Source organism: Syntrophaceae bacterium (assembly GCA_013177795.1).
GTDB lineage: Bacteria > Desulfobacterota > Syntrophia > Syntrophales > UBA2192 > UBA2192.
Map to the genome: position 1 here is coordinate 350,884 of JABLXY010000003.1, position 17,000 is coordinate 367,883.

The window sequence follows — 17,000 nt, forward strand, 5'->3', positions numbered from 1 at the left end:
AACCCGAACCCCTATAGTCCTTCTTTCAGACTTTGTAAAGGGTGCCGCGCTGCAGCTCAATGATCTCGCGGGCGAGTTCCCGCTCCAGCTCCTTCTTCAGGTTCGTGAAGCGGACGGCGACGAACTCGATGCCGTTGCAGCGGGCGTCCTGCGGGGTCCAGACCCTGCGGACGACGGCGGGGATGGCGTGCCGCGTCCCGTCGCTTCCCGTGTAGGTCACCTCGACGTTCCGGTTGTGCTCGAAGGGGCGCCCGATGCCGTGGCTGAAGAGGGCCCCGCCGATGGAGATGTCGATGAGGTTGACCGCCTGCGAGTCGACGGCGATGCGCGTCGACCACTCCGAGCCGGGCCGCACCCGGTAGTGCATCCTCAGGTTGCAGGTCTCGAAGCCGGAGGTCCTGCGGATGACCAGGGCCTGGACCGTTTTGGAGGAATTCAGCGGGTAGTCGCGGAGGATCTCCTCGAACGTTCCCGAGAACCCCCATCGATAGAGCTGATCGCCCTTCCGGGCCAGGCGGGTCACCCGGGCGTCTTTCCCGACGTCGGAGAGCCGGACGGGCGGGCTCGTCTGGGAGAGGATGTAACGGTCCCCCTCGACGTCGTGGACGATCGCCCTGCGGACGTCGATCTTCTCTTTCAGCTCATCCAGCTCGAGGATGATCTCTACATTGGAGCCGGGACCGATGTTCATGACCGTCGGCGGGGATCAGCGCCCCTTGCTTCGTAAATCGAAAAAACCGGGAAAATCTTGAAGCATCCGTGGCGCGCGGCCAAATCGTTGGCCTTTCGCGCTGAAACGGGATATGCTGAGTCAGAAATCCGGAAAGGAGGGCAAGCGATGTCGAGAATGCGGGAACATGGGACATGTGGGATCGCGGCCGCGCTGCTCCTGGGACTGCTCGTCCTGACGGCCTGCGCGTCTGCGCCGCAGCAGCAGGCGGGCCCGGCGGGCGACAGCGACCGGGTGGCCCGGATCACTCCGCAGGAGGCGTATGCACAGGTCGCCTCGGGGAAGGCGCTCCTGGTCTGCGCCTATGAAAACGAGAAGACCTGCAGCACGATTATGCTGGAGCGGGCGATCACCCTGAAGGAATTCCAAAGCCGGCTCGCGGGGCTTACAAAGGACCAGCCGATCATCTTCTACTGCGCCTGACCCAAGGAGCACACGTCTGCCGGTCAGGCAGCGAAATACGCGGCCATGGGGTACACCAACGTCAAGGCCCTCGGGGGCGGCGTCGAGGCCTGGAAAAAGGCCGGCTACCTTGTGAACGTGAAGTAGACAGAGGAACCCTGCGCAGCCGGGAAGAGCCGGGACAAAAAGGGGGCGGCCCCCGTCGGGCCGCCCCCTTTCCGTTTGCATTCACGGTCCCGATCGGGAATAATCCCCGGTACCGGGGGAGCCATGAAGAGGGACTGTGACTTCGACCTGATCGTCATCGGCGCGGGGATCGCCGGCATGGTCTCCGCCGTGACGGCGGCAAGCCTGGGCAAGCGCGTCGCGGTCGTCGAGAAGTCGAGGGTCGGCGGGAGCTGCACGAACACGACCTGCATCCCGAGCAAGGCCCTGATCCGCCTCTCCCACGCGGGCCGCGAGATGGCGCACCTGGAGCGCCTGGGCCTGCTTCGCCTGCCCGCGGGCGGCCTCGAAGGCGCGCGGGTCATGGCCCGCATCCGGGATATCGTCCGGACGGCCTACGAGAAGGACCTCCCCGAGACCTTCGAGCGGATCGGGATCCGCATGATTTCGGCGCAGGCGGGCTTTCTGGACCCGCACCGCATCCGCGCGGGCGGCGAGACCCTGTCCGCGCGGGCATTCATCATCGCCGCCGGCACGAGACCCCTCATCCCTGCAATCCCGGGGCTCGACGCCGTCGACTACCTTACCAACGAGACCCTCTACCGCCTCGACGATCTGCCCCGGTCCCTCCTGATTCTCGGCGGCGGGGTGGACGGCCTGGAGTACGCCTCCGCCTTCGGGCGGCTCGGCGTGGAGACGACCGTCGTCGAGATGGCCACGCGCCTCCTGCCGATGGCCGACGGCGAGCTGGTCGAGCGGCTGCTCGAGGCGCTGCGCGCAGACGGCATCCGTGTTCTTACGGGGACGAAGGCCGTGGGGCTTGCCGGCCGGCAGGGGCGGGTTGTCCTCACGGTCGAGAGGCAGGGCGGCGCGCGGGAGGAGATCGAGGCGGAGCGCGTGCTCGTTGCCGCGGGGCGAAAGCCCGACCTCGAGGGGCTCGCGCTCGAGAAGGCGGGCGTCGAGTTCAACGCCCGGGGCATCGTCACGGACCGCAGGCTTCGCACCTCGGCTGCCCACATCTACGCCTGCGGCGACATCGTCGGCCCCTACCAGCTGGCCTCCACCGCCGAGGCCCACGGGATCGTGGCGGCCACCAACGCCTGCCTGCCCGTCAAGCGCAACGTGGATTACCGCAACAACGTCACCGTCGTCTTCACCGAGCCGCCCCTGGCCTGGGTGGGCCTCACGGAGGCGCAGGCCAGGGAGACGCACGGGCGCGGCATCCGCGTCTACCGCTTCCCCTACGGGACGATGCGCCGGGCGCTCATCGACGGCACGGGGACGGGGGCGGCCAAGTTCGTCTGCGACGGCCGCGGGCGCATCGCGGGGGCGCACATCCTGGGCGAGGCCGCGGCGGAGGTCATCCACGAGGCGGCGCTCATCCGGGCGATGAGGAAGCCCCTGCACGCCGTGCAGGTCCTGACCCACGCCTACCCGACCTACGCCCAGGCCCTCGTGGGGAGGGCAAGCCAGCTGGCCTTCCTGGACCGGATGGCGGCCAACCCCTTCGTGGCCCTTGCCCTCCATGCGCTGCCCGGCTACGCCCACCGCATCCACCTGGCGCGCGAGCGCCTCGACGAGGAGCACCCCCCGGAGCCGACGGAGTTTTCGAGCGAGGCCCTGCCGGCAGGCGGCGGGGGCTGCCCCGTCGAGTCCCGGCCGGCGGCGCCGGATGTCCTTGTCCTGGATGTCCGCGGCGTCCTCGATGCGGCCTGCGAGGGGGCCCTCGCCGAGGCCTTCGAGGCGGGCCTCGACAAGCACCGGCGCATCCTCCTGAACCTTTCGGGCCTTTCGCACATGGATCCGGAAGGGGCGGGGGCGCTCGTCGCAAACGCCGTCCGGGCCGGGGCAAAGGGGGCCGGGGTTGCGGCCTGCGGCCTTGCGGCCCCGCTGCGGGATGTCTTCCGCCTCACGAGGCTCGACGAGATCATCGCGGTCTTCGACAGCGAGGCGCAGGCCCTCGAGGCTGCGGATTTCTCCCCCCGCCGCGGCGTTTTCCACGCGCCCTACGGGGGGCCGCTGCAGCCCGGCTGGGCCCGTTCCGTCGAGCGGCTCTCGACGGGCCTCATCCCCGACGAGGCGATGGACATCAACGTCCGGGGCCGGGAGCCCGCCGGTCCCGTGCGGGGCTTCGGCAGGCTCTGGGACAAGCGCTACCGCCTCCGCATCGAGGGCAACGCGCCCGAGCCGCGCGAGATCGTCTCCGTGTGGAAGGCGGAGTTTGCCGATTTCTGGCCCGCGGGCAACCGCTTCTTTCCCTCCGGCGGGGCCGCGATCGCACCCGGCACGGTGGCCGTCCTGAACCTGCGCCTGCCCGGCGGGCTCGTGGTCGCCACGGGCCTCATGGTCCTCTACGTGGCCGACACGGCCTTCAGCTTCATCAGCATCGAGGGGCACGTCATCGCGGGCTGGATCACCTTCAGCAGCTTCCGCGAGGGCGATGCCACGGTCGTGCAGGTGCACCCGCTCTTCCGGCCGAGCGACCCGCTCATGGAGTTTTCCTTCCGCATCGGCGCGGGCGGCGAGGAGGACCGCTTCTGGCACTCGACACTGGGCAACCTGGCCGCGAGGCTGGGCCTCCGGGGGCAGGTGGAGCAGCGCGACACGCTGATCGACGGCCGACTCCAGTGGGGCGAGGCCTCAAACATCCTGCTCAGCGCGCCCGTCCTGTCGTCCTTTTACATGCCCCTTTACCTCATGAAGCAGGCGCTGCGGCGCTGAGAGACAACCGAAAGGTCGAAGGCCCGTGTCCTTTGCGCGAGATCATTACGATGCCGTCGTCGTGGGCGCCGGACCCAACGGCCTGGCCGCGGCCATAACGCTCACGAGGCGTTTCCGGCACGTCCTGCTCGTGGAGGCGGCGGACACGGTCGGCGGCGGCGCGCGCTCGGCCGCCCTCACGCTCCCCGGCTTCGTCCACGACGTCTGCTCCGCCGTCCATCCCCTGGCCCTCTCGTCGCCCTTCTTCCGCCAACTCGGGCTCGAGCGGCTCGGTCTCGAATGGGTCCACCCCGAAATCCCCCTCGCCCATGCCTTCGAGGGCGGCGGGGCCCTGTGCCTGCACCGCTCGCTCGAGGAGACGGCCGAGGGTCTCGGCCCCGACGGCGGGGCATACCGGATGCTCATCGGCCCCTTCGCGCAGAGTCACGAGAGGCTTCTGGGGGATGTCCTCAAACCCCTGCCGCTTCCGGCCCACCCCTTCCTCATGGCCCGCTTCGGGCTGAAGGGCCTGCGCACGGCCCGGGGCCTGGCCGAGGCGGCGTTCCGGCAGGAGCGGACGCGGGCCCTCTTCGCGGGGCTTGCGGCCCACGCCATCATCCCCCTGGAGAGGGCCGCGACGGCGGTCTTCGGCATCCTGCTGGCCGTGCTCGCCCACGGCGTGGGCTGGCCGGTCGTCAGGGGGGGCTCGCAGAGGCTCGCCGACGCGCTGGCCGAATGCTTCCGGCAGGCCGGCGGGGAGATCCGCACGGGCCTCGAGGTCCGCTCGGTGGCCGACCTGCCGCGGGCGGAGCGCTACCTCTTCGACGTCACGCCCCGGCAGCTTCTCGCGATCGAGGGCCTCGGCCTCTCGGAGGGTTACCGTGCGAAGCTCTCGCGCTTCCGCTACGGACCCGGCGTCTGCAAGGTGGACTGGGCCCTGTCAGGCCCCATCCCCTGGGAGGCCGACGCCTGCAGGAGGGCGGGCACCGTGCACCTCGGGGGCTCCCTCGGGGAGATCGCCGCCTCGGTCCGGGACGCCCACGAGGGGAGGGTATGCCGCGCACCCTACGTGGTCCTTGCCCAGCAGAGCCTCTTCGACCCCACGCGCGCCCCGGCCGGATGTCACACCGCCTGGGCCTACTGCCACGTCCCGAACGGGTCCCCGGCGGACATGACGGAGACCATCGAGCAGCGGATCGAGCGCTGCGCACCCGGCTTCCGGGGACTGATCCTGGCGCGAAGCAGCATGCCCGCCCCGGCCATGGAGCGCCACAACGCGAACTACGTGGGCGGCGACATCAACGGCGGCGTGCAGGACCTGCGGCAGCTCTACAGCCGCCCCGTTCTGTCGCTGTTTCCCTACCGGACCTCGAACCCAAAGGTCTACCTCTGCTCGTCCTCGACGCCGCCCGGCGGCGGCGTCCACGGCCTGTGCGGCCACTACGCCGCGCGGGCGCTCTGACGGGCGGGCTTGCCGCAGCGCAGGCACCGCCGACTTTGCCGTTGACACCCAGCGGGGCGCCTTTCTATACTCTTTACGCCGCGGCGTCTGCACGGTCTGTCCGTTTCCCGGTCCACGTTCGGCAGGCAGGGAGGGCCCTGAATGTACCGCATCGCCTTGAAAATGCTCATGGGGGATCGCGGCAAGTACCTGGGCCTCATCATGGGGCTCACCTTCGCGGCCCTGCTCATCACCCAGCAGTCCTCCATCTTCACCGGCCTCATGACCCGCACCTACAGCTTCATCAACGACCTCTCCCAGCCCGACATCTGGGTGATGGACCCCAAGGTGCAGTTCGTCGACGACGTCAAGCCCCTGCAGGACACGCAGCTCATCCGGGTGCGGGGCATCACCGGCGTCGAGTGGGCCGTGCCCCTGTACAAGGGGCTCCTCAAGGCCCGCCTCGAGGACGGCAACTTCCAGATCGTCAACGTCCTGGGCCTCGACGACGCGACCCTCATCGGGGGCCCGCCCGTCATGGTCGAGGGCACCCTCGCCGACCTGCGGAGGCAGGACGCGATCATCGTCAACGACGTGGGGGCGGCCACGCGGCTGGCCCGGAAGCCGGCGGAGCCCGGCGGCAGGCCCGTGCCGCTCGGGGTGGGCGACGTCCTCGAGATCAACGACCGGCGCGCCGTCGTCGTGGGCATCTGCCGCGTGTCGCGGACGTTCCAGTCGCAGCCCGTCATCTACACGACCTACAGCCGCGCCACGACCTTCGCCCCGCGGGAGCGCAAGCTGCTGTCCTTCGTGCTCGTCAAGGCGGCCGGCGGCGTGGACCCGAAGGAGCTGGCCGGGCGGATCGCGCGGGGCACGGGACTTGCGGCCTACACGGCGCAGGAGTTCAAGGACCTGACGTTCAACTACTACATGCGGAGCACGGGGATCCCCATCAATTTCGGGATCGCCGTCATGCTGGGCTTCCTGATCGGCACGGCCATCGCGGGCCAGACGTTCTACAACTTCACCCTCGAGAACCTGCGCTACTTCGGCACCCTGAAGGCCATGGGCACGGCCGACACGGTGCTGCTGCGGATGATCGTCCTGCAGGCCCTCGTCGTGGGGGCCCTGGGATACGGGCTCGGGGTGGGCGCCGCCGCGCTGTTCGGCTACCTGATGCGGGGCACGGAGCTGTCCTTCCGGCTCGTCCCCGAGATCCTCGTCCTCGCGGGGGGCGCCATCGCTGTCATCGTCACCTTCTCGGCCCTGCTGAGCATCCGCCGGGTCATGAAGCTCGAGCCGGCCATCGTGTTCAAGATGTAGGGGGAGCATGTCTCAGAACGGAACGGCGGTTTCCCTGCGGGGCGTCACCAAGGCCTACGGCGAGGGCGCTTCGCGGGTCCAGGCCCTCCGGGGTGTCGACCTCGACGTGCGTCCCGGGGAGCTGCTCATGCTCGTGGGGCCCTCGGGCTGCGGGAAGACGACCCTCATCTCCGTGGTGGCCGCCATCCTGGACCACGACGAGGGCGACATCGTCGTCTTCGGCCATGACCTGCGGTCCATGAGCCCCGCCGAGAAGACCCGCTTCCGGGGGGCCAACATCGGCTTCGTGTTCCAGGCCTACAACCTGATCCCCACGCTCAGCGTCGCGGAGAACGCGGCCATCCCCCTGCTGATCCTGGGGCGCCGCAGGGCCGAGGCCCTGTCGCGGGCCGAGGAGGTCCTGCGGGCCGTCGGGCTCGGGGACAAGCTCGAGGCCTATCCCGCAGCGCTCTCGGGCGGGCAGCAGCAGCGGGTGGCGATCGCCCGGGCCCTGGTCAACAACCCGCGGCTCATCGTCTGCGACGAGCCCACCAGCGCCCTCGACGCCGACACGGGCAGGCTGGTGATGGAGGTCCTGCGGAAAAACGCCCTGTCCGAGGACCGGGCCCTCGTCATCGTCACCCATGACAACCGCATCTTCAGCTTCGCCGACCGCATCGCCCGGATGGACGACGGCAGGATCATCCTCGTCGAGCCGCAGGTGGCGACGTCCTAGTGTCGCGAGTCATTAATCCGCTTACAAAAGCGTGAGAGGGATGCCAAGATGTCATCCGCTGTTTTCGTCCACACAAACGGTTTCGGATTTGCGTTATGGATCGAGAGATAGTCTTTGATCGCCGTCTCCAACTGCCGCGTGCTCCGATGGGTCCCCCTGCGGATCTGTTTTTCCGTGAGGGCGGCAAACCATCGTTCGACCAGATTGAGCCAAGAAGCGCCCGTGGGGGTGAAGTGCACGTGGAAGCGTGGCCTCTTGGCCAACCAGGCACGGATGGCAGGCGTCTTGTGCGTGCTGTAATTGTCCAGGATCAAGTGAACATCCAACGATTCAGGGACCGCGTTGTCGATTCGATCCAGGAACTTCCGAAACTCGACAGCCCGATGCCTCCGATGGCATTGCCCGATCACCTCCCCGGTTTTCACATTCAGGGCGGCAAAGAGGGACGTCGTCCCGTTGCGACGGTAGTCATGGGTGCGCCGTTCAATCTGCCCGGGTCGCATCGGGAGAATGGGCTGTGTGCGATCCAGCGCCTGAATCTGGGACTTCTCATCGACGCACAAGACCAGCGCACGCTCCGGCGGATTGAGGTACAAGCCCACAATGTCCCGGACCTTCTCAATAAAGAGCGGATCCGTGGAGAGCTTGAAGGTCTCGCAACGGTGGGGCTGCAAGGCAAAGGCGCGCCAAATGCGACTGATCGCACTCTGGCTCAGCCCGGAGGCCGCTGCCATCGAACGGGTGCTCCAGTGCGTCGCATCTCTCGGGGACGATTCCAACGTCATGGTGATCACCCGTTCAACCTCCTGATCCGAGATGGCTCTCGGGGCGCCGGGCCGCGGTTCGTCCAGCAAGCCGTCCAGACGACTCTCGACGAACCGATTCCGCCACTTGCCGATGGTCTGCCGGGTGAGTTGAAGCGCCTCGGCCACCTCACCGTTGGATCTGCCGGCTGCACAGGCAAGCACGATCCTTGCCCTGCAGGCAAGGGCTTGAGCGGTTTTCGGTCTTCGCGCCCACCGAAGCAGCGTTTCTCTCTCTTCCTCGGTCAGCGTCAGGGGAGCAAGCGGACGACTCATGTCGATCCTCCTTTTTCCCCTTTGGATACAGGAATTACCCTCGTTTGTCAACGAATTTATAACTCAGGACACTAGGAGGCCGTATGGTCAGAAGGTACATGATTCCCGTTCTGGCGGCCGTCGGCATCGTCTTCGCGCTGTGGATGGTCCGGCAAGGATCGAGGCCCGTCATCCACGCCGACCCGGTGGCCGACCCCCCGAGGGCGCCCTTCGCTGGTCGCCCTCTACAAGGCCCTCGGAGGCGGCTGGCAGGTCGATCTTGCGTCCCCGGCGACGGGGCCCCCGGGAGGGCGTGAGCGTGCGGGGACGGGACGAGGCGACGATGGACCGAACGGGCGGAGGGATGTCGGACGATGAGCAGGATTCCCCTTGTCGGCGAACCGGCACCGGATTTCAGGGCGCAGGCCTATCACGGCGGAAAGCAGGTCGAGATCACGCTCTCCGGCCTCCGGGGGCAATGGGTCGTCCTGATCTTCTACCCCGGGGATTTCACCTGCGTGTGCCCGACGGAGATCGCCGCCGTGGCCGTCAAGTACCCCGCCCTGCGCGAGCTCGGCGCGGAGGTGCTGGCGGTGAGCACCGACGCGATGGAGTCCCACCGGGACTTCGAGCAAAGGGGCCTCTGCCGCATGGTGCCCGGCGGCGCGCGGTTCCCCCTCGTCTCGGACCCCGGCGGCGAGATCGGGTCTCTCTACGGGGTCTACGACGCCGCGCGGAAGATGGAGATGCGCAGCCACTTCATCATCGACCCGGAGGGCATCGTCCAGTCCGTGGAGATGGTGGCGGCCCCGATGGGCAGGAGCGTCTCGGAGATCCTCCGCCAGCTGCGGGCCCTGAAGGAACACCGCGCGACGGGGCGGATGACGCCCTGCGGCTGGGAGCCGGGCAAGCCGACCCTGGCCGCGGAGGACGAATCGGGCGGGCCGACGAAGCCCTGGGAGGAGTGGAAGCCCCGCGAGGCCTTCTGAACCGGAGGGTCATGTTCCTCGGGGGGAGTGTCAATCACGTTTCACATGCCGGACATCGCGTCAACCATGTTGCCTCACGACCGGCGTCGCGCAGAGGAGGTGTTCCATGCAGCTGCAATACGGCGTGCGATTTGCGTTGGAGGTTGCAGGCCACGGCTATATCCGTTACGAGAATCGTCGCTACGGCATCAACCTGGGGTGGTCGGAAGACCCGGTCCTGGAGTGGGAGTTCCGGCGCGCGGGCGCCGCGGGGGACGTGGACCCGGGGCTTCCCCTGGCGCTCTATAATCGGACCGCCGCCGACTGCGTGGTCTACGCGGAGCGGGACTACGGCATCAACCTCCGGTGGGCCCGGGACGCCCGGCGCGCCGATCCGCAGGAATGGGCCGTCGAGGGTGAATTTCCCGTCCTGCGTCTGAAGAATCTCGTCGCAGCCCGGAGGGGCGACGCCTACCTGCTCTACGGAGAGCGGGACTACGGCATCAACCTCGTCTGGGGACGGCGTCCGGCCCGGGGCAATTTCTACCTCGAGACACACGTGCCACGCGCACAGCCCGCCGCGGGGGATTACGTTCCGGGCGAGGCGTCGATGCAGACCCGCCGTCCGCACACGTGGGCCGTGGAGTGGGACGGGAACGAAGGGCTGGACTTTGCGGCCTATGCCACATCGATCCGCTCGCCCTACATTCAGAACGTGACGGGCAACGCCGCGACCGTCCTCTGGCGAGTGGGGATCCCGAAAGGCCGGGACCCTCGGTCGTGGGTGGGCAGGCTCCAGGCCCGGGCATGGGTCGCGCCCGCCGGTACGGCAACGACCGCCGGGACGCTCTACCGTACGGGCGACGCGGCCCGGCCGATCGAGGCGAGCGACGCGACGGGAACCTACCAGTACGAGTCGGGCGTGACCTTCGACCACGACGTGCCCGACGGCGACGGGGAAAACGATTGTTGGCTCAACCGCCTCTCCGACCGGCCCGTCATTCAGTTCCGCGTCACCTTCCGGGACCTCCGGCCCGGCTCGGTCTATCACTACCGGGTGGAGTGCGAGGGCGTCGCCGACGGGGCGGACCCCCAGATCGCAAACCTCGTGCTGGCGGACGACATCACGTTTCGGACGGCCCCCGGGCCGTCGGGCAACCCGCGGGTGTGCTTCGTCGCCATGGGCGATCTCGGCCCCGGGGACGGGCAGCCCAGCTATTTCTACGACGTCTTCGACCTGTTCCACCGCATCTGCCGAAGCCAGGGCCCGCACCTGTGGCTCGCGCTGGGCGACATCGACAACGACACGGACGGCCACCCCAACGCGATGGACCCCTTCTTTTTCCACGTCTACAACGCCTACCATGACCGGAGTGACCCCCGTCTGACATCGCACATGCGCACGGCGCGACGTACGGGCGTCAAGGCTTTCCGGAGCCCGCCTTACTTCGGGCTGCTGGGCGGCCTCCCGGTCTTTCCCACCTTCGGCAACCACGACATTTGCTCGAAGCCGTCGTTCTCCTCGGTGGACGGGTGCCTCGCCTACTGGCAAAAGGCCTACCGCGGGGGGTTCGAACTGCCCTCGGTGGGCTGGGACGACGCCTCGACGCGTTTCAACAGGGGCAGCGGCGGGTACTTCTACACCTTCCGCTACGGGAACGTCATTTTCCTGTCCCTCGGGGTCCCCGACCTCAAGGGCTGCAATCTCGGTAACGGCCGCACATGGACGCAAGAATGGGCGGCGAGGCAAGAGGAGGCGCTGCACGACTATCTCGGCTCCCTCCAGGGGGAGGTCGCGAAGACGGACGTCTGGCTTGTCGTCTATCTCCACGACCACCACGCGATCCTCGACAACGGCGGGAAATACCCCGAGCTGTTCCTGCGCTACGGCGTGGACGTGGCGCTGGCGGGCCACCAGCACATCTTCCGGCACAAGACGATCTGCAACGGGCTTGCGGACTACCGCGCGATCGTGGCGGGGGTCGGCGGCTTCGGCGACACGGACCCGGGCGACGCTTGCCATCGGCCCGGGTTCGTCCTGGCCGAGGTGCAGGGAAACGTGCTCCGGTACTGGAAACACGATACGCACCGCTGCGACGCGGATGGGAAGCCGAGGGGCCGGGATGCCCTTGCCCCGTCGATCCGCGAATACTGCCGGATCACGAAGGTCGGCCCCGGCAGGCATATCGTGGAGGGGACGGAAGGCTGACGCGACGGCAAGGTCTTCACGGCAATGAAGAGGCAGGCCCGCGCGGGTCCCGCCTCTTCTTCTTTTGGGCACTCTCAGCGCCGCGGCAGCTGGACCTCGAGCCACGGGGTCTTGTTGTTCGTCTCGCTCGACTCGAGCACCTCGTTGTCGCTGTCGACGACGGCGCAGATCTTGATCCGCTGCCCGGCCAGCGCGACCGGCACGATCGCATTGCCCATCACGCTGTGGAAGGAGATGCCGTCGCCGCCGCCCTCGCGCGAGGGCCGCAGGCCGGGGAAGATCTTCGCCCCGTCGAACTCGATCTCCTCGATTGCACCCGGCGGCGCATCCACGAGGCGGAAGAAGGCAATCCGGAAACGCCCGGCCGCGGCGTTGCCGCGGTTCTCGATGCGCAGCTGCACGGGGATCTTGATGCGGTCCCCCAGGATGAACGGGGCCGTCCGGGGCTTCAGCCCCCCCACGTAAATGAGATCCGGCAGCGGCGGGATTCCCGGGCCCGGGGGCCGGATGTCGGTCCCGGGCTTGTAGGGCCCCTGCGCACAGGCGGGGACCGGCAGGGTCGGGATGAGAAGCACCGCTGCAGCGGCCATCAACCAAATCATCGGCTTCATGACGTTGCCCTCCCCGAAAGGCGTTTTCATTTTTTCCGGATGTCAGGCTTCACGGGCTCGGTGCCGCGGATTCTCGGCGGCACGCCGATGAGGCGCTCCGCCGTGTTGTTGTCCTCGCGAATTTCCCTCAAGGCGTTGACGGGGTCTGCCGTGATCCGGATTCGATCCGTCACTGCGGGGATTTGGTAACGACGGCTGAAGCTCTGCGAACCCCCTCCCGGGATCGGCCCGCAGGAGTGAGAATCGTGCTCGTTCCAGCCGGCCGGCAAGGCGACCACCGATCGTGGCAGATGGAAGGAAAACGACCAGCATACACCGGATATTCCCGTAGGGGCGGTCCCGATGTTGCGGACAGTGAAAGAAAGGTCCATGGGATGGAAGACCTCGCCGTATGTTGACCACTCGATTGTACGATCAACGCTCACCGCGTCGATCGAGACGGTCAGATCCGGCTTCAGCTCGATCCGCTGCCCCGTGCCGCTCCGGGGGGTCGCGCCCCAGCAGGCGTTCTGAAAGATGAGGGCGCTGCGCAGGCCCGTCCCCGTGAAATGGGCATAGACGTTGAAGCACATCTCCGTGGGAACGGGTCTCGGCAGGCGGTATTCCATCCTGACCGAATGGGGGGACGCGGGACGGATGTCGTAGCTTCGGCTAGCGGCGGTCGGCCGGTCCGGGTCGGGGATGGCGGTGCTCTCGACGGCCGAAAAGGCGATGGGGATGGCCGCCCCGAAGCCCTCGACCCGGAACCGCAGGGTCATGTAGAGGATATCCCCGATCGACGGGGCCGCCCGCTCGATCGTGAGGCTCTCGCCCGTCACGGTCATCTGGGCTGCTGCGGGGGCTTGGAGAAAGGGCGCGAGAAGCGCAAGCCCGATCACGGCTGCCGGCAAAAGGCGTGTGAAACTGCGATTCATCGTCCACCTCCTGGCTCTGATGTCGGCGCATCTGTGCGATGGGTCGAAAACGTTAGAGGTTGCGGAGCGTAAAACGCATGGACTTGCGGATCCCTGCCGAGGGGCTTGGGGTGTCCGCCTTATGCTCGACATGCGGAAGGCTTTGCGATTTCCTATAGGGAGAGGAAGTGTGATTCGTCAAGCGGAAAGTTCGGCTTCCGATGGGCAGGCTGGTTTTCGTTCTCCATACCGCGGCTCGGGGCCGAAAGGGGGGATCCGGCTGCCCTACATCCCCATGTAGGCCTTGCGGATCTCCTCGGAGTCCAGGAGTTCCTGCGCCGTGCCCGACTGGACGATGCGCCCGCTCTGCAGCACGTAGCCGCGGTGGGCGATCTCGAGGGCCTCCTGGACCATCTGCTCGACCAGCAGAACGGTGACCCCGCTGCGGTTGATCGCGACGACGGTCTCCATCATCTTCTCCACGAGCGTGGGCATGAGCCCGAGCGACATCTCGTCGAGCATCAGCAGCCTGGGCCTCGACATGAGCCCCCGGGCGATCGCGAGCATCTGCTGCTCGCCGCCGCTGAGGGTCTCGGCCGTCTGGCGCGGCCGCTCGCGCAGCACGGGGAAGAGCTGCATCATCTCGTCGAGGCGCCGCCGGATCTCGGCCTCCGATTTCTCCGTGTAGGCGCCGAGCCGCAGGTTCTCCTCGACGGAGAGCTTGGCGAACACCCGCCGCCCCTCGGGGACGTAGCTGATGCCGAGGGCGAGGGTCTGGTGGGGGCGGAGGCGCGAGATGTCGTGCCCCTCGAACCGGATCGAGCCCCGCAGGGGGTTGTTGAGGCCCGCGATGTTCCGCAGGGTCGTGGACTTGCCGGCGCCGTTGGCCCCGACAACGGCCACCAGCTCGCCCGGCATGACCTCCAGGGAGACGCCGAAAACGACGGGGACGCCGTCGTAGCCGGCATGCACGTCGACGAGGCGCAGGATGGGTTCAGCCATGGGCCCCTCCCCCCTTCCGCGCCTGTATGCGGCGGCTGAACTTCTCGCCCAGGTACGCGGTGATGACCCGCTCGTCATGGATGATCTCGGCCGGGGGGCCCTCGGCGAGCTTGACGCCGCCGTCGAGCACGACGACCCGGTCGGCGATCGGCATGATGGCCTCCATGATGTGCTCCACGATGAGCAGGGTGATGCCTTCCTTGCGGATGTTGCGTATCAGGTCCAGGGCCGTGTTGACCTCGGTGGAGGTGAGCCCCGCCATGACCTCGTCGAGCATCAGCAGCCTGGGCCGCGTGGCGAGCGCGCGGGCCAGCTCGAGGCGTTTCTTGAGGCCGATGGGCAGGTCGCCCGAGTCCTTGTCGGCGAACTCGGCAAGGCCGCAGATCCGGATGCTGTGCTCGGCCGCGGCCCGGGCCCTTGCCGTATTGGCGTCGTGCAGGAAGGCGCCCACCAGCACGTTTTCGAAGACGTTCATGTCCTTGAGCGGCCGGACGACCTGGAAGGTGCGCACCGCGCCCATCCGCGCGATCCGGTAGGACGGCAGGCCCGTGATCTCCCGTCCGTCGAAGACGATACTCCCCGATGTCACCGGGTAGAGCCCGGAGATGCAGTTGAACAGCGTCGTCTTGCCGGCGCCGTTGGGCCCGATGAGTCCCACGATGGACCCGGCCTCGACGGTGAAGCTCACGCGGTCGTTGGCGACGAGCTCGCCGAACTTCTTGGTGACGTCCCGTACCTCAAGCAGAGCCAAGGGAAGCACCTCCTTGTCCCGAAGCGTCCTTGCGCCCGCGGCGCCTGGCGATGTCGCGCACGATCCCGGTGATGCCCGCGGGCTGCTTGATGACGATGAGGATGATCAGGAAGCCGAAGATGATGAGGTCCACGCCGCCCCCGAGGCCGCCCCACTTCGCCCGGGTGAACTCCTGCAGGGGGATGAGCACCGCCGCCCCGAGCAGGGGCCCGGCCAGGGTCCCCGCGCCGCCCAGGATCGTGACGAGCACGAACTTCATCGACGTGTCGAGCGACATGACCATGCCGGGGTCGACGCGGAGGTTGTACTGCACGAAGAAGGCGCCGCACAGGGCGGCGAGCGCGGCCGACAGGGCCATGGCCGCGAGCTTGACGGCCGTCGAGTTGACGCCGAGCGACTCGGCCGTCTCCTGGCCCGCGCGCACGGCCCGCAGGTAGTAGCCGAACCGGTGCCCCTCGAGGAAGCGCACGATGCCGAAGACGAGGGCGAACAAGACGAGCGCGCAGTAGAAGTACCCCGTCTTCGAGTCGTACCACATGAGGTTGGCCAGTCCCTCCTCCACGATCATGTAATCGAGCCCCAGCGCGCCGCCCACCCAGTCCCAGACGAGAAACATCCGGTTGAAGATCTCCACGATGGCGAAGGTGGCGATGGCGAAGTAGTGGCCGCTGAGCTTGAAGCAGGGGTAGCTGATGAGCACGGCCACGACGGCGGCCGAGACGATGCCGACGAGCGCCCCCGGCCAGGGGGTCATGCCGTAGGTGACGACGGCCATGCCTGCTCCGTAGGCGCCGATGCCGAAGAACACGGCATGCCCGAAGGAGGTCTGCCCGCCGTAGCCGCCGATGATGTTCCACGCCTGGGCCATGCTGGCGTAGAGCAGCACGAGGATGAGCACGTGCATGATGAACGAGTTGGCCGCGATCGCCGGCACGAGCGGCACGAGGGCGGCAAGCCCCGTGAAGGCCAGCCAGAAGAGGTCGGTTCGCCTGAGCGTTTGGTTCATGGGGTCACCACCCGAAAATGCCCTTGGGCCGCAGCAGAACGAGGGCCAGGTAGAGCCCGAAGACGGCCACGTACTTGAAGACGGGCGCGATGTAGTAGCCGGCCAGGGCCTCGACGACGCCCACCAGCAGCGCCGCCACCAGCGCGCCCGGGATGCTGCCGAAGCCGCCCATGGCGACGCAGATGAACGCAATGAGGCTGAACATGGTGCCCACCTCGGGGTGCACGGCCAGGTAGGTGGGCATGATGCCGCCCGCGATGCCGACCGTCGCCCCGCCGATGCCGAAGACGAGCAGGTAGATGCGCTCCGTGTTGATGCCCATCAGCTCGGCGGCCTCCTTGTCCATGGCCGTGGCCTGCACGGCCCATCCGAAGCGCGTGCGGCGGACCATGAAGAAGACGAGGCCGATCATCACGAGCGCCAGGACGGCCGTGACGAGCTGGGGGACGGGGACGATGATCGCCCCGAGCTGGAACGTCCTGTCGCCCAGCCACGTGTCCGAGAGGATGCGGTAGTTCGGGGTGAACCAGTTGAGGCACAGGTTCTTCAGGAGCATCGCCAGGCCGAAGGTCGCCAGCAGCGCCGACAGCGGAGGCTTGCCGACGGTGTACTTGATGATCAGCTGATAGGTCAGGGCCCCGAGGATGAAGATGAAGAGGCCGCCCGCGAACATGGAGACGAGCGGGTCCACGTTGGCCAGGAAGCCCAGCCAGTACGTGACGTACATGGAGATCATCACGTACTCGCCGTGGGCGAAGTTGATCACGTCCATGACGCCCCAGATCAGGCACAGCCCGACGGCCACCAGGGCGTAGAGCATGCCGTTGAGGATGCCGTCCAGAAGGACTTGAAGCAGAGTGTCCATTGCGCAGCGAAGCCGAAAACAGTCTTTATCGGCCCGGGGGCGTCCCCAGGCCATCTATCCGTTCCCTCTCCCTCGACGGGAGAGGGGCAGGGTGAGGGTGAGAAGAGATGCTCGGAACATCCCCCTCACCTCCATCCTCTCCCGCGGGAGGAGAGGAGGAT

At 67.6% G+C, this 17,000-nt stretch carries 15 protein-coding genes; 7 read left to right on the forward strand and 8 right to left on the reverse strand.

Going from position 1 to position 17,000, the window contains the following annotated elements; all coding sequences use genetic code 11:
- Window positions 1–25: 25 nt before the first annotated feature.
- A complete protein-coding gene (locus tag HPY67_11510) occupies window positions 26–691 on the reverse strand; it encodes a PilZ domain-containing protein (protein ID NPV05348.1) in 666 nt (221 codons plus the stop codon).
- A 273-nt stretch (window positions 692–964) separates the two neighbouring features.
- Here HPY67_11510 and HPY67_11515 point away from each other — a divergent pair, with 273 nt between their 5' ends.
- The 5 genes from HPY67_11515 (at window position 965) to HPY67_11535 (ending at window position 7,476) form a co-directional block, all read left to right on the forward strand.
- Entirely contained in the window at window positions 965–1,153 is a 189-nt protein-coding gene (locus tag HPY67_11515) for an ArsR family transcriptional regulator (protein ID NPV05349.1), read from the forward strand.
- A 249-nt stretch (window positions 1,154–1,402) separates the two neighbouring features.
- Window positions 1,403–4,018 (forward strand): FAD-dependent oxidoreductase, encoded by a 2,616-nt coding sequence (locus HPY67_11520; protein ID NPV05350.1) that lies wholly within the window; start codon window positions 1,403–1,405, stop codon window positions 4,016–4,018.
- 25 nt (window positions 4,019–4,043) lie between these two features.
- Window positions 4,044–5,459 carry an NAD(P)/FAD-dependent oxidoreductase gene (locus HPY67_11525; GenBank protein ID NPV05351.1) on the forward strand — a complete coding sequence of 472 codons (1,416 nt, stop codon included), beginning with the start codon at window positions 4,044–4,046 and terminating at the stop codon, window positions 5,457–5,459.
- A gap of 141 nt (window positions 5,460–5,600) precedes the next feature.
- Entirely contained in the window at window positions 5,601–6,761 is a 1,161-nt protein-coding gene (locus HPY67_11530; protein ID NPV05352.1) for an FtsX-like permease family protein, read from the forward strand.
- A gap of 7 nt (window positions 6,762–6,768) precedes the next feature.
- Window positions 6,769–7,476 (forward strand): ABC transporter ATP-binding protein, encoded by a 708-nt coding sequence (locus HPY67_11535; protein ID NPV05353.1) that lies wholly within the window; start codon window positions 6,769–6,771, stop codon window positions 7,474–7,476.
- Here HPY67_11535 and HPY67_11540 read toward each other — a convergent pair.
- On the reverse strand, window positions 7,473–8,555 hold the full coding sequence (locus tag HPY67_11540) for an IS630 family transposase (GenBank protein ID NPV05354.1): 1,083 nt from the start codon (window positions 8,553–8,555) through the stop codon (window positions 7,473–7,475). The two genes, HPY67_11535 and HPY67_11540, sit on opposite strands and share 4 nt — an antisense overlap.
- A gap of 353 nt (window positions 8,556–8,908) precedes the next feature.
- Here HPY67_11540 and HPY67_11545 point away from each other — a divergent pair, with 353 nt between their 5' ends.
- Window positions 8,909–9,523, forward strand: a complete 615-nt coding sequence (locus HPY67_11545) for a peroxiredoxin (protein ID NPV05355.1) — start codon at window positions 8,909–8,911, stop codon at window positions 9,521–9,523.
- 106 nt (window positions 9,524–9,629) lie between these two features.
- The gene (locus HPY67_11550; protein NPV05356.1) at window positions 9,630–11,711 is read left to right on the forward strand and encodes a hypothetical protein; all 2,082 of its coding nucleotides are present in this window, start codon (window positions 9,630–9,632) and stop codon (window positions 11,709–11,711) included.
- A 74-nt stretch (window positions 11,712–11,785) separates the two neighbouring features.
- On the opposite strand, the gene HPY67_11555 is transcribed toward HPY67_11550, so the two are convergent.
- From HPY67_11555 to HPY67_11580, 6 genes are all read right to left on the reverse strand, one after another.
- Window positions 11,786–12,322, reverse strand: coding sequence for a hypothetical protein (locus HPY67_11555; protein ID NPV05357.1), 537 nt, complete (start codon window positions 12,320–12,322; stop codon window positions 11,786–11,788).
- A gap of 26 nt (window positions 12,323–12,348) precedes the next feature.
- Window positions 12,349–13,236 (reverse strand): hypothetical protein, encoded by an 888-nt coding sequence (locus HPY67_11560; protein NPV05358.1) that lies wholly within the window; start codon window positions 13,234–13,236, stop codon window positions 12,349–12,351.
- A 264-nt stretch (window positions 13,237–13,500) separates the two neighbouring features.
- The gene (locus HPY67_11565; protein NPV05359.1) at window positions 13,501–14,217 is read right to left on the reverse strand and encodes an ABC transporter ATP-binding protein; all 717 of its coding nucleotides are present in this window, start codon (window positions 14,215–14,217) and stop codon (window positions 13,501–13,503) included.
- Complete coding sequence (locus tag HPY67_11570; GenBank protein ID NPV05360.1) at window positions 14,210–14,968, reverse strand: ABC transporter ATP-binding protein; 759 nt, start codon at window positions 14,966–14,968, stop codon at window positions 14,210–14,212. The genes HPY67_11565 and HPY67_11570 overlap by 8 nt, the downstream gene beginning before the upstream one ends.
- Window positions 14,955–15,974 (reverse strand): branched-chain amino acid ABC transporter permease, encoded by a 1,020-nt coding sequence (locus tag HPY67_11575; GenBank protein ID NPV05361.1) that lies wholly within the window; start codon window positions 15,972–15,974, stop codon window positions 14,955–14,957. Before HPY67_11575 ends, HPY67_11570 begins: the two co-directional genes overlap by 14 nt.
- A gap of 4 nt (window positions 15,975–15,978) precedes the next feature.
- Window positions 15,979–16,839 carry a branched-chain amino acid ABC transporter permease gene (locus HPY67_11580; protein ID NPV05362.1) on the reverse strand — a complete coding sequence of 287 codons (861 nt, stop codon included), beginning with the start codon at window positions 16,837–16,839 and terminating at the stop codon, window positions 15,979–15,981.
- Window positions 16,840–17,000 lie beyond the last annotated feature (161 nt).